The sequence below is a fragment of the Streptomyces tuirus genome, assembly GCF_014701095.1.
GTDB classification, from domain to species: domain Bacteria; phylum Actinomycetota; class Actinomycetes; order Streptomycetales; family Streptomycetaceae; genus Streptomyces; species Streptomyces tuirus.
Genome location: NZ_AP023439.1, coordinates 6,836,549 through 6,848,477, shown reverse-complemented (window position 1 = coordinate 6,848,477; position 11,929 = coordinate 6,836,549). Strand labels below are relative to the sequence as shown.

The following is an 11,929-nucleotide window of genomic DNA, read 5'->3' as shown; positions in this document are numbered from 1 at the left end:
TCGACTCTAGGAACACCGGCGCCTCCTCGCCCGTCGAGCGCTCCCGCCCCGCGCGGCCCAGGAGGCCCGGGAATCCCCTCCGCCACCGGTGCGCTGGGTCCGGCCTCCCGCCCGGCGGGCGGGCCGGGGGGTTCGGATAGCCTCGCGGCGTGACGGAACAGTACTCCCATCGGTTCGAGCGGGGCACGGACGGTCCGAAGGTGATCGTGGTCGGGGTGGACGGCTCCGATTCCTCCCTGCGGGCCGCGGCCTACGCCGCCGGACTCGCCCGGCGGCAGCACGCGCTGCTCGCCGTGGTGTACGTGCAGCCGGTGCTGGCGGCGGGCGCCGCGCTGGGGGTGCCGGTGGCCGGGACGACGGACGAGATCGCCGAGGACCTGGTGGCGCAGATCCGGGAGTCGGCCGAGCGGCTCAAGGGGATATTCGAGGTCCGCTGGGAGTTCCACACGTTCCGCGGCGACCCGTACAACGGCCTGGTGACGGCGGCCGACGAACTGAAGGCCGACGCGGTGGTCGTGGGCGCCTCGGAGCAGGCGGGCCACCGGATCGTCGGCTCGGTGGCGGTCCGCCTGGTGAAGGCGGGGCGCTGGCCTGTGACGGTGGTGCCGTAGGGCGGCGCGGGATGCCGCCCGATCATTGAGCGGCCCCTTCCGCCCGGGGGGGGACGGCCGGTCCATGGGGCCGGCGTTCTGCTTCGCCTTCCTCCCGCCGCTCCGGGCCGGCGGGGCGGGGTCCGGAGCAGTCGCGGGAGGAGCGGCGGGCGCTACTCCCCCATGACGAGTCCGTCCCCGGCCGCGCCGCGGCTGAGCACGATGTCGCGGATGCGGTCGCGGACGGCCCCGACGTCGGCGCCCTGGGCGAGCGCCCGGTTGAGGTTCACGACCCGCCCGGCGTCGACGTCGAACAGCTGCGGGACGAACTCCGCCTTCGTCACCTTCCAGCGCTCGCCCGGCCGGGCGGGCGGGGCGAAGGTGAAGCGGCCGAGGGTGGACTGGTTGCCGCGGGGGTCCTTGGCACCCTCGTGGTTGGTCATCTCGCCGGCGATCTGGTCGCCCATGCCGTAGACGACCCAGGTGCCGTTGACCTTCTCGTAGGCCTGCGGGACGTGGGCGTGGGTGCCGAGGATCAGGTCGATGTCGGGGCGGTCGCCGGTGCGTGCGGCGGTGAGGCTGCGGGCCAGGGTCAGCTGCCGGTCGTCGGGGGCGTCCTGCCACTCGGTGCCCCAGTGCAGGGAGACCACGACCACGTCGGCGCCCGCCCGGCGCGCGGCCCGGGCGTCCTCGACGATCCTGGCCTCGTCGATGAGGTTGACGGCCCAGGGCTGCCCCTCGGGGAAGGGGAGGCCGTTGGTGTCGTAGGTGTAGGCGAGGTGGGCGACCTCGGCCGGTCCCGGTCCGAGGACGGTCGCCGTGCGTGCCTCCTCCTCGGTGCGTGCCGAGCCGGCGTGCCGGACGCCGGCACGGTCGAGGGCGTCGAGGGTGCGGCGGATGCCGTCGGCGCCGCCGTCCAGGCTGTGGTTGGAGGCGGTGGAGCAGCCGTCGTAGCCGGTGGCGGCGAGGGCCCCGGCCACCTCGGGCGGGGATGCGAACGTGGGGTAGCCGGTGTAGACGCCGTCCGCGCCGTAGACGGTCTCCATGTGGCACAGGGCGATGTCGGCGCGGGAGACGACGGGACGGATCCCGGCGAGCATCGGCCGGAAGTCGTAGCCGGTGCCGCCGGCGTCGAAGCGGGCCCGGTCGATGATCGTGCTGTGCGGGAGGACGTCACCGGAGGCGACCAGTGTGAAGCCGCGGGGCCCGGCGGCGGGTGCCGGACGCCCGGGGCCGGGCTTGTCGTGTCCGCGGGCCTGGCAGGCGGCGCCTGCGGCGAGGACGACGGTCAGGGCCAGGGCGATCTGTCGACTGCGTGCGAGCATGCATTCACCCCACTGTGGGCGTTGTGGTCGTATTTACGCACCATCAGGAAAGAAGGCACCTGGCGCCCCACGCGGCTCCGACACGCTCATCAGCCCGTCCGGCACCCACATGGCCGGGCGCCCTGACCGTTCGTCGAACCGTTCGTCGACGCGATCGACCGTCCGCCGCACAGCCGGGTACGTGCCCTGTGCCCGCGCGGCGCCCTGCGGTGGCATACGGCCATGACGGCCGGATCCACTCTCACGAACGGAACGACCGCCGAGCACGAGCTCGCCGCACTGCAGCGGGAGCACGGCCGGCCCCTCTTCGCGCTGCTGCTGCGGCTCTGCGACGGCGACCGGCAGCGCGCGGAGGACCTGGTCCAGGAGACGCTGGTGCGCGCCTGGCAGCATCCCGAGGCCCTGCGCGCCGACGACTTCGACTCCGTGCGGCCCTGGCTGATGACCGTCGCGCGGCGCCTCGCCATCGACGCCCGGCGGGCCCGTCAGGCGCGACCGGCCGAGGTCGGCGACGCGGTGCTGGAGAACGCGCGGGTCATCTCCGACCACGCCGAGCGGGCCGCCGCGATGCTCGACGTCCGCCAGGCTGTGAAGACACTCACTCCGCAGCACCGTGAAGTCCTGGTGCTGGTGTACTTCCAGGGGGCGAGTGTGGCGGAAGCCGCGGCGACCCTCGGCATCCCGCCCGGTACCGTGAAGTCCCGCGCGTACTACGCGCTGCGCGCCCTGCGCAGGGTGCTACCGGGATACGCCGCCGACCTGCGATGAAACCAATGCGTGGGTCAAGCCTCCGTAAAGCGCCTTGCCGATGACCCCGGTTGAGTAATCGGCTGTCCTCATCCGTGTTCCGGAGGGGGACGTCAGTGCCCCCGGGAGCCCGGTGTCGGGCGACGCGCACGTACCGGAGGAAGGCAGGAAGGGATGCTGGACGAAGAGCAGGGGAGCACGGACGGTTCCGACGGCGAACTGACCGTCCCCATGGCGTGGTTGTACGCCGAGTACATCGCCGACGAGCTGCTGCGGACCGGCGATCTGATGCCGCCGACGTCCTTCGAGTTCCGCGCCGGGCGCGACGCCCTGGCGCTGACCATCTTCCTGTCCGACACCGACGGGGAGCTGTCCGGCATCCGGGTCGTCACCCAGCTGGAGACGTGGCTGTCGCTGACCGCGTACGACCAGCCGTGGCAGGAGTGGGTGCGTGAGCGGCTGGCCGAGCTCGGCGTGGGCGCCGCGCGGTCGGGCCGGCCCGCGCCGGACCTGTCTCTCGCCGAGGAGGCCTGGCGCTGGCTGCAGGAGACGGAGCTGCTCGCGCCCGATCTGAACGCGGTGCCGGGGGGCGCTCCGGTGGTCGGGGAGGACGACGGGCCGAAGGTCTGGACGCCCGCCTGGCAGCTCGGACTGCCGCTGGGACACCTCGCGATCCATCTTTTTTAGATTTCTGCGGTCCCGGACCAATCCGGGGGCCGGAGGGCTCCGAATCCTTTGGTTGCGATTGTGTCACCGGCTTGAGTGATTCCGCTGCCTGGTCCGTACCGGTGGGAGCAAGGAGTAACCCCACCCGCACCCAACGGCACGAGGATTCGGCATGAGGTCCCTGGAAAGGCATCACGACGTCGCGGCCTACGCGCTCGGCGTGCTGGACGAGGCGGAGGCATTCCGCTTCGAGGACCACCTCATGGAGTGCCCTCGGTGCGCTGCAGAGGTGACGGAATTCGGCGTGACCACACGGCAGTTGATGCTGTACCGGCGGGCGACGCCGCGGTTCGTGCACCCGATGGCGCAGCCCGGCCCGCGCATGCTGGACGGGTTGCTGGCCGAGGTGGCGACCCGGCGCCGGACCGGACGCAGGCGTCTGCTGTTCGCCCTGGCCGCCTCGGTGGTTTTCGCGGCGTCGGTCCCCGGCATCGCGATGATGGCCGAGGGCAGCGCCGAGGAGTCCCGGACGGTGGCCGCGACCGACACGCGCACGGGCGTGTGGGCACAGGTCACCACCGAGGAGGAGGCCTCGGGCAGCCAGGTCGAGCTGAAGGTGAAGGACGCCTCGGGTCCGCGCCCCTGCCACCTGGTGATCGTCGGACACGACGGCACCGAGGAGACCGCGACCAGCTGGCACGGGCCCGGCCACGACGACCACCCCAACACGATGATGGCCAGCACCTCCATGCATCCGGAGGACATCGCCCGCTACGAGATCCGCTCGGCGACCGGCGAGGTCCTGTGGAGACTCCAGCCGAGCTGACCATCCGTCCGCCCCTGTCACCGGGCGCCGCCCGCGCCCCGGTGTGAAACTGCTGGACGACGCACCCGGGAGAGCGCCGGGTGCCCGTGGTCCCGCTGAGGGGAGACGAGGTGACGACGGCAGAGCCCGGGGACGGCCACCTGGAGGAGTTCCTCGCCGATCCGGAGAACGCCACGCTGGACCTGCCCACGGCTGTGGCCCGCTGCACCAGGGCCCTCGGAATCCAGAACTCCGTGGTGTACCTCGCCGACATCCAGCAGCGCCGGCTGGTACCGCTCACCGACGTCACCTCCTCCCTGCTCGTCGACGGCTCGCTGGCGGGCTGGACCTACCGCACCCAGTCGCTGCGCGTGGAGGAGTCCGAGGCCGGCGGTATGACGGCCTGGATCCCGCTCGTGGACGGCGCCGAACGCCTCGGCGTCATCGCGGTGAACTGCCCCTCGCTGACCCCGTCCGTGCTGCTGCGCGGCCGGGCCCTGGCCAAACTGCTCGCCATGATGATCACGTCCGCGCGGGCGTACCAGGACTCCTTCGTACGGCGCCTGCGCGCCCGGCCGATGCGGCTGCCCGCCGAGATGCTGCGGGCGTTCCTGCCGCCCCGCACCATCGGCACCTCCCACGTCGTGTCGACGGCCGTGCTGGAGCCCGCCTACGAGCTCGGCGGCGACGCCTTCGACCACTCCCTGACCGAGACGACGCTGCATGTCGCGGTCCTCGACGCCATGGGGCACAACCTGGCGTCAGGACTGACCACGGCGGTGTCGCTGGCCGCGTGCCGCAACGCCCGGCGGACCGGGGCGGACCTGCCGGAGCTGGTGGAGAGCGTCGACGAGGCGCTCTCGCAGTGGCTCCCGGACCAGTTCTGCACGGGCGTCCTGGCCCAGCTGGACCTGGCGTCGGGGATACTGCGGTGGGTCAACTGCGGTCACCCCACCCCGCTGCTCATCCGTGACCGGCGGCCGCTCGTCGACGCCATGCGGCGCGAGGCCCACCCGCCGATGGGCATGCCGTCCCTGCTGACCGGGGGCAGGCGGGAAACGCACGAGATCGCGCTGAAGCCCGGCGACCGGGTGCTGATGTACACCGACGGGGTCACCGAGGCCAGGGCCGTCGACGGCGCGGAGTTCGGGCTCGAACAGTTCGCCGACTACATCATCGGGGCGACGGCCTCGGGCGAGCTGGCACCCGAGACGCTGCGGCGGCTCATCCACGCCATCCTCGACTCGCCCACCAGCCGACTGCGGGACGACGCGACCATCCTGATGTTCGAGTGGCGACCGCCGGCCCGGTGACCCGGGCCCGGGTCACTTCAGCAGACGGGACAACCTGCGGTCCGCGAGCGGCTTGCCACCGGTCTGGCAGGTCGGGCAGTACTGGAGCGAGGAGTCGGCGAAGGACACCTCGCGGATGGTGTCGCCGCACACCGGACAGGGCTCGCCGGTGCGGCCGTGGACGCGCAGTCCGCTCTTCTTCTCGGCCTTCAGCCGGCCGGCCGCCACACCCCGGGAGCGTTCGACCGCTTCGGTGAGCGTGTCGCGCAGGGCCGCGTACAGCCGCCCGGTCTCCTCCTCGCTCAGGGACGCGGCCAGTTTGAAGGGCGACATCCTCGCCGCGTGCAGGATCTCGTCGCTGTAGGCGTTGCCCACCCCCGCGATGAGGCTCTGGTCCCGCAACGCGCCCTTGAGCTGACGCCGTTCGCCGGCCAGGAGCTCCGCCAGGCGCCGCTCGTCGAAGTCGCCGGCGAGCGGGTCCGGACCGAGCCGGGCCACGCCCGGGACCTCCTGCGGGTCGGCCACGACGTACACCGCGAGGCGCTTCTGGGTGCCGGCCTCGGTGAGGTCGAACCCGGCACCGGTCTCCAGGGCCGCGCGCAGCGCGAGGGGGCCCTTGCCGGGGCGGGGCGGGGCGTCCGGCAGGCGGTCCTTCCAGTGCAGCCAGCCCGCGCGCGCCAGATGCGTCACGAGATGCGGGCCGTCCGCGGTGTGGAGGTCAAGGAACTTGCCGTACCGGTGGACGGCGGTGACCTCCCGGCCCTCCAGCGCGGACAGGGGTGGTTCGTACGTCTTCAGCACGCTGATCGCGACGGGCAGCACCCGTGCGATCTTCTGGCCGACGAGGTGCTCGGTCAGGAAGTCCTTGAGCGCCTCGACCTCGGGGAGTTCCGGCATGAGTCCAGGGTGCCACGCCGGGTCAGCCGGAGCCGGGCACCACGAACTCGCACCACACCGCCTTGCCGCCGCCCCGGGCCTCCACACCCCACACGTCGGTGAGCAGATCGACCAGGAGCAGGCCCCGCCCGGAGACGCCCGACTCGCCCGCCTCGCGACGGCGCGGCAGCGCGCTGGAGGAGTCCTCCACCTCGACGCGCAGCCGGGGCTCGGAGCCGGTGAAGGCCCGCAGGGTGACGACGGCTGAGCCCTCGGTGTGCATCAGCGCGTTGGTGATCAGCTCGTCGGCGACCAGTTCGATCTCGTCGGCGCGCTCGCCCGCTCCCCAGCCGGCGACCGCGGTGCGGATCATGTGCCGGGCCTCGGTGAGGGCCCCGGGGTCGCCGGGCGCCACATGCCGTTGGAGCCGGCGGCCGGACTGCGGGTTCTCGGGGCCGCGCCGGCGCAGCAGGAGCAGCGCCACGTCGTCGTCCCCGCCGCGCTCGGCGGCCACGTCGATCAGCCGCTCGGCGAGGTCCCGTACGTCGTCGGGGCCGGTGGCGACGAGCGATCCCAGGGTGCGCATGCCGTCGTCGAGGTCGGCGCCGGGCTGCTCGACCAGACCGTCGGTGCACAGCAGCAGGGTGTCTCCGGGGTCGAGCTCTATGGTGCCCACGGGGTAGGCGAGGCGGCCGAACTCGGCGGACAGGCCGAGGGGCAGCCCGCCGGGGACGGTGACGCGGCGGCAGGAGCCGTCGGTGTGGCGCACCAGTGGGTCGATGTGGCCGGCCCGGACCATCTGGAGCACGCCCGTGGACAGGTCGGCCTCCGCGTAGAGGCAGGTCGCGGAGCGGTCGGTGTCGAGTTCGTGCAGGAAGACGGAGGCGCGGGCCATGACGGTGGCCGGGGGGTGCCCCTCGGCGGCGTAGGCGCGCAGCACGATGCGCAACTGGCCCATGACGGCGGCCGCGTGGGTGTCGTGGCCCTGGACGTCGCCGATGACGGCGCCGACCCGGCCGCCGGGCAGCGGGATCAGGTCGTACCAGTCGCCGCCGATGTCCCGGCCGACGGAGCCGCCGATGGTGGCGGCGCGGTAGCGGACGGCGACGTCGGCGCCGGGCACGCTCGGGATGGTCCGGGGCAGCATGGCCTGCTGGAGGCCCTGCGCGAGGTCCATCTCCTGCTCGTAGAACATAGCGCGCTGAAGGCTCTGCGCGATGCTGCTGCCGAGGGCGACGAGGATGTTGCGCTCCTCGGAGGTGAAGCCGTACCGGTCGCTGTAGAGCAGGCCCATCACGCCGATCGGCCGGGCCTGGACGATGAGCGGCAGGTAGGCGGCCGAGGTGATGTCGAGGTCGGTGATGTGCGGCCACAGGAGCGGGTAGCGCTCGGCGAACTCCTGTGGTGACTCGATGAAGCACGGGCCGAGGGTCCGTACGGCCTCGCTCATCGGGTAGGGCTCGTCGATCCGGGTGACGCGGGTGCCGGGCACGAAGCTGTCCGCGGGACCCTCTGCGACCAGGCGGATGCGGCCGGCCTCGACCAGGCCCATGACGAGGCTGGTGGCGCCCAGGTGGACGAGGCCGTGGGTGTCCTTGAGGACGTCGATGACGTCCTGGACGGTGCGGGCGTGGGCGAGGGCGGCCGTGGTCAGTTCGACGACGCTGGTCTGCTCGCGGCGGGCCTCGTCGCGGGCGGTCTGGTCGAGGCGGGCGTCGCTCTCGCCGAGTTCGCGGGTGGCGTCCCGGATGATGCCGATGATGCGGCGGGGCCGTCCGGTGTCGTCGCGCCGGATGTAGCCCTGGGTGTGGGTCCAGCGCAGGGAGCCGTCGCGGCGGCGGACGCGGAAGTAGGCGCCGTAGTTCTCGCTGCCGTCCTTCAGGGCCTGGGAGACCGCGGTGTCCAGGCGCCGTGACTCGTCGGGCGGGACGCGCTTGGCGAGGGTCTCGGGGTGGTCGTCGTACTCGTCGGGGCGCACGTCGAAGACTTCGTGGGCCTGGGCGTCCATCTGCATCAGGCCGGTGTCCAGATCCCAGTCGAAGCTGCCCATCCGGTTGAGCACGAGGATCGGGTCCGGGTGGGCGGGCCAGCCGTCCGGAAGGGACAGGGCACTCGCTCCCCGATCAGCCATGGGCCCACCTTGCCAGGATTCGTCCGATTCTTCGACCGGATGTACTGAGTCTACGAGCCGCGACGCCGGATCGGCCCTCAGTTGCTGAAGACGCCTGTGGGGCTGCCGGGGATGCGTTCGGCGGACCGGTCGTCGGGGATCAGCCCGGCCCCGTCGGGGGGATCGGGGTTGTCGGGGACGGCATCGGGACCGACCTCGTCGGGGCCCGCGGGGTCCTCCGGCTCGGCCGGCGGTTCGGGAGGCGGGTCGGTCCCGCCGGTCGGCGGAAGGGGCGTTGGCGCGGCGGGGAGACTCACCTCGGCCGGGGTGTCCCAGGAAGATGCGCCGTCCGGGCCGGGGTCCGGCTCCGCTTCCGGCGGCACGTGGTTCTCCGGCGACCGTGCCGGCCGGGACGAGTACGGGGGGTCCGTCAGCAGGGCAGGGGGCGGCAGGGTCCGGTCGTGGCGTACGTCGTGGCCGGTACGGCGTTCGATCCAGGTCCGGGCGGTGACGTCGATGATCGTGAAACCGGCGAGGGCCCGCGGGGCCGGGGTCACGGCGATCACCCGTTCGGGCCGGTAGCCGGGCCAGGGAGTGCCTCTGACGACCGGAGTGCCATGAAACCCGGCAGGCGGACCGAGCGGGTTGCCGCAGGCGCACCGCACGCGCGGCAGGCCCCGGTCGTCCACGAGGATGGCGGTGCCGGCCTGGAGAACGGACTGGTGCCGGGTGATCCGCCCGGCGCGGAAGCCGTGGCCGGTGACGCGGGTGTCGGCGCGCAGCACCACCGGGGTCAGCGCGCGCACATGGTCGGGGAGCGCCGCCGGGGAGATGCCCACGACCTCGGCGAAGGCGCGGCCCCTGGCGGAGTCGCGGACGAGGTGGCCGACCTGCCGGCCGATGTCACAGCTGCCGGTCCGCTCGGTGCCGCCGTACAGGCCGGGCGTGCCGCCGGAGAGGGAGCGTGGCCCGCCGGCGGCGAAGGCCCGGTCGGTGCGAGGTGACGTTCGCGGGGCGGGGGACGGGGTAGCCGCCGTGAGGGCAGTGGAGTCCGTGAACGGGTCGGGCCCCGGAGCCGCGGCCGACAGGAGGAGCAGTTCTCCACCGGTGCCCGCGTCGCCCGGACGGGCGGCGCCGGGGGGCCGGGTGGTGTGGCCGACGCAGGCCGAGAGGAGGAGCACCGCCGAGAGCACGCAGGCCAGGACGACGGTCCCGGTGGGTGTCCGCACCTCGTCCTCCCGCTCACCTCGGCCCGTTCGGGGCCATACGTCACTATTGTGTGCTTTGATCACTTGTGTCACGCAACCGGAGCGACGGCACACGGAGCGTGACGCCCAGGCAGGGCGCCGCACCGGGAGGAGGTCCGCACGGCTGTGGACTGGTTCGATGCCCCCGACTACTGGCTGACCCGGCTGGTCTTCCAGCGGGCGCTGGCCGCCGTCTACCTGGTGGCGTTCCTGACGGCGGTGCTCCAGTTCCGCCCGCTGATCGGGCGGCGCGGCATGCTGCCTGTGCCGCGGTTCGTGGAGCGGGTGCCGTTCAAGCGGGCGCCGAGCCTGTTCCAGTGGCACTACTCGGACCGCTTCTTCGCGCTCTGCGCCTGGGCGGGCTGTGCGGTGTCGGCGGCGCTGCTGGCGGGGGTCGACTCGCTGCTGCCGTTGTGGGGCGGCATGCTGCTGTGGCTGGTGCCGTGGGTGCTGTACCTGTCGATCGTCAACGTCGGGCAGACCTGGTACTCGTTCGGCTGGGAGTCGCTGCTGCTGGAGGTCGGGTTCCTCGCCGTGTTCCTCGGCAACGACGAGGTGGCGCCGCCGGTCGTCGTGCTGTTCCTGCTGCGGTGGATCCTGTTCCGCGTGGAGTTCGGCGCGGGACTGATCAAGATGCGCGGGGACGCCTGCTGGCGCGAGCTCACCTGCCTGGACTATCACCACGAGACCCAGCCGATGCCCGGCCCGCTGAGCTGGTTCTTCCACCGTCTGCCGGCGCCCGTGCACCGCGTCGAGGTGGCCGCGAACCACGTCACCCAGCTCGTGGTGCCGTTCCTGCTGTTCACCCCGCAGCCCATCGCGACGGCCGCCGCGTCGCTGATGATCGTCACCCAGCTGTGGCTGGTGCTGTCGGGCAACTTCGCCTGGCTGAACTGGCTCACGATCGTGCTGGCACTGTCGGCTGTACGGTTCCCCACCGATCCGCCGGACGTGCCCGATGCCCCGCTGTGGTACGTCGTGGTGGTGCTCACGGTGGCCGTTTCGCTCCTGGTCCTCAGCTACCAGCCGGTCCGCAACATGCTCTCCCGCCGTCAGGTCATGAACCGCTCCTTCGACCCGCTCCACCTGGTCAACACCTACGGGGCGTTCGGCAGCGTGAGCCGGGTGCGGTACGAGGTGGTGGTGGAGGGCACCGCGGACGAGGTGCCGCGCGCGGACGCGGGCTGGCTCGAGTACGAGTTCAAGGGCAAGCCGGGCGATCCGCGGCGCTGGCCGCGCCAGTACGCGCCCTACCATCTGCGGCTGGACTGGCTGATGTGGTTCGCGGCCCTCTCTCCCGCCTACGCCGACCCCTGGTTCGGGACGCTGGTGGAGCGGCTGCTGGAGAACGACCGGGCCACGCTGAAGCTGCTGCGCCGCTCCCCGTTCCCGCCGGACGAGCCCCCGCGGTTCGTGCGCGCCCGCCTGTTCCGGTACCGCTACACGACATGGCGCGAGCTGCGGGAGACGGGCGCGTGCTGGGAGCGGACGTATGTGCGGGACTTCCTGCCGCCGACGCGGCTGGCGGAGCCGGTTCAGAGGCCGTAGACGCGGGTGGCGGGTCCTGGAGGGCCTGTCGTCACGGGACGTTCCGTGCCCGGGTCTGGCGTGGCTACCAGGAGGAGGGCGCCTTAGCCCGCACCCGCCGTGAGCACGCGGCGATCCACCGGGCCCTGGCGGCCCGTGACCCGGAGGCGGCCCGCGCGACGGCGGCCGCGCACGTGGGCGAGGTGGAGCAGTGGCTGCGCGCGCAGCTCGGGCCCTAGGACCCTCCCAGGGCCCGGTGCTCCGCGGCTACTTGAACTGACCGGCCTGGTAGTCGCCCGCCGGCTGCTCCAGGATGACGTTCAGCCGGTTCGCGGTGTTCATGAAGGCGATCAGGGTCACCAGCGCCATGAGCTCCTCCTCGTCGTAGTGCTTGGCGGCCCGCTCCCACACCTCGTCCGGCACCCCGCTGGCGCCGTCCGCGATCCGGGTCCCCTGCTCGGCCAGCTCCAGCGCCGCACGCTCGGCGTCGGTGAAGACCGTCGCCTCCCGCCACGCCGCGACCAGATGGAGCCGTACGGCGCTCTCGCCCGCGGCGGTGGCCTCCTTGGTGTGCATGTCGACGCAGACCGCGCACCCGTTGATCTGGCTCACCCGCAGCGAGACCAGCTCCCGGGTGGCGGCCGGCAGCGGTGACTCCACCACCAGCCGCCCCACGGAGGTGAACTGCTTGACGAGCTTGCTCGCGCTCGGGCTGCCGAAGATGTCCAGTCGTGCGCTCATGGT

General features: G+C 72.7%; 11 protein-coding genes and 1 pseudogene. 7 read left to right on the top strand and 5 right to left on the bottom strand.

Going from position 1 to position 11,929, the window contains the following annotated elements; genetic code table 11:
* Positions 1 to 149 precede the first annotated feature (149 nt).
* The gene (locus IGS69_RS31045) at positions 150 to 611 is read left to right on the top strand and encodes a universal stress protein (protein ID WP_190903778.1); all 462 of its coding nucleotides are present in this window, start codon (positions 150 to 152) and stop codon (positions 609 to 611) included.
* A 152-nt stretch (positions 612 to 763) separates the two neighbouring features.
* Here IGS69_RS31045 and IGS69_RS31040 read toward each other — a convergent pair whose 3' ends face one another.
* Positions 764 to 1,915 (bottom strand): CapA family protein, encoded by a 1,152-nt coding sequence (locus IGS69_RS31040; RefSeq protein WP_190903777.1) that lies wholly within the window; start codon positions 1,913 to 1,915, stop codon positions 764 to 766.
* A 222-nt stretch (positions 1,916 to 2,137) separates the two neighbouring features.
* Between IGS69_RS31040 and IGS69_RS31035 the strand changes: the two genes are divergently transcribed.
* The 4 genes from IGS69_RS31035 to IGS69_RS31020 all read left to right on the top strand — a co-directional run bounded on the left by IGS69_RS31035 (position 2,138) and on the right by IGS69_RS31020 (position 5,446).
* Positions 2,138 to 2,683, top strand: coding sequence for a sigma-70 family RNA polymerase sigma factor (locus tag IGS69_RS31035; protein WP_190903776.1), 546 nt, complete (start codon positions 2,138 to 2,140; stop codon positions 2,681 to 2,683).
* 153 nt (positions 2,684 to 2,836) lie between these two features.
* Entirely contained in the window at positions 2,837 to 3,349 is a 513-nt protein-coding gene (locus IGS69_RS31030; RefSeq protein ID WP_190903775.1) for a hypothetical protein, read from the top strand.
* 151 nt (positions 3,350 to 3,500) lie between these two features.
* Positions 3,501 to 4,154, top strand: coding sequence for a zf-HC2 domain-containing protein (locus tag IGS69_RS31025; protein ID WP_190903774.1), 654 nt, complete (start codon positions 3,501 to 3,503; stop codon positions 4,152 to 4,154).
* A 110-nt stretch (positions 4,155 to 4,264) separates the two neighbouring features.
* A complete protein-coding gene (locus IGS69_RS31020; RefSeq protein ID WP_190903773.1) occupies positions 4,265 to 5,446 on the top strand; it encodes a PP2C family protein-serine/threonine phosphatase in 1,182 nt (393 codons plus the stop codon).
* Between the two features lie 12 nt (positions 5,447 to 5,458).
* Here IGS69_RS31020 and IGS69_RS31015 read toward each other — a convergent pair whose 3' ends face one another.
* The 3 genes from IGS69_RS31015 to IGS69_RS31005 all read right to left on the bottom strand — a co-directional run bounded on the left by IGS69_RS31015 (position 5,459) and on the right by IGS69_RS31005 (position 9,640).
* Positions 5,459 to 6,322, bottom strand: a complete 864-nt coding sequence (locus tag IGS69_RS31015) for an Fpg/Nei family DNA glycosylase (protein WP_190903772.1) — start codon at positions 6,320 to 6,322, stop codon at positions 5,459 to 5,461.
* A 22-nt stretch (positions 6,323 to 6,344) separates the two neighbouring features.
* Positions 6,345 to 8,432, bottom strand: a complete 2,088-nt coding sequence (locus tag IGS69_RS31010) for a SpoIIE family protein phosphatase (RefSeq protein WP_190903771.1) — start codon at positions 8,430 to 8,432, stop codon at positions 6,345 to 6,347.
* Between the two features lie 77 nt (positions 8,433 to 8,509).
* Entirely contained in the window at positions 8,510 to 9,640 is a 1,131-nt protein-coding gene (locus IGS69_RS31005; RefSeq protein ID WP_190903770.1) for a DUF6777 domain-containing protein, read from the bottom strand.
* A gap of 144 nt (positions 9,641 to 9,784) precedes the next feature.
* Here IGS69_RS31005 and IGS69_RS31000 point away from each other — a divergent pair, with 144 nt between their 5' ends.
* Positions 9,785 to 11,206 (top strand): lipase maturation factor family protein, encoded by a 1,422-nt coding sequence (locus tag IGS69_RS31000; RefSeq protein ID WP_190903769.1) that lies wholly within the window; start codon positions 9,785 to 9,787, stop codon positions 11,204 to 11,206.
* A 13-nt stretch (positions 11,207 to 11,219) separates the two neighbouring features.
* Positions 11,220 to 11,424, top strand: a pseudogene (locus IGS69_RS34850) (FCD domain-containing protein); the annotation flags it as partial.
* 28 nt (positions 11,425 to 11,452) lie between these two features.
* Here IGS69_RS34850 and IGS69_RS30995 read toward each other — a convergent pair.
* On the bottom strand, positions 11,453 to 11,926 hold the full coding sequence (locus IGS69_RS30995; RefSeq protein WP_190903768.1) for a carboxymuconolactone decarboxylase family protein: 474 nt from the start codon (positions 11,924 to 11,926) through the stop codon (positions 11,453 to 11,455).
* Positions 11,927 to 11,929 lie beyond the last annotated feature (3 nt).

Excerpts from the sequence above, each read along its gene's own strand:
- IGS69_RS31040 (WP_190903777.1), bottom strand. The coding sequence starts at position 1,915 with ATGCTCGCACGCAGTCGACAGATCGCCCTGGCCCTGACCGTCGTCCTC.
- IGS69_RS31025 (WP_190903774.1), top strand. The coding sequence starts at position 3,501 with ATGAGGTCCCTGGAAAGGCATCACGACGTCGCGGCCTACGCGCTCGGC.
- IGS69_RS31030 (WP_190903775.1), top strand. The coding sequence starts at position 2,837 with ATGCTGGACGAAGAGCAGGGGAGCACGGACGGTTCCGACGGCGAACTG.
- IGS69_RS31035 (WP_190903776.1), top strand. The coding sequence starts at position 2,138 with ATGACGGCCGGATCCACTCTCACGAACGGAACGACCGCCGAGCACGAG.
- IGS69_RS31015 (WP_190903772.1), bottom strand. The coding sequence starts at position 6,322 with ATGCCGGAACTCCCCGAGGTCGAGGCGCTCAAGGACTTCCTGACCGAG.
- IGS69_RS30995 (WP_190903768.1), bottom strand. The coding sequence starts at position 11,926 with ATGAGCGCACGACTGGACATCTTCGGCAGCCCGAGCGCGAGCAAGCTC.
- IGS69_RS31010 (WP_190903771.1), bottom strand. The coding sequence starts at position 8,432 with ATGGCTGATCGGGGAGCGAGTGCCCTGTCCCTTCCGGACGGCTGGCCC.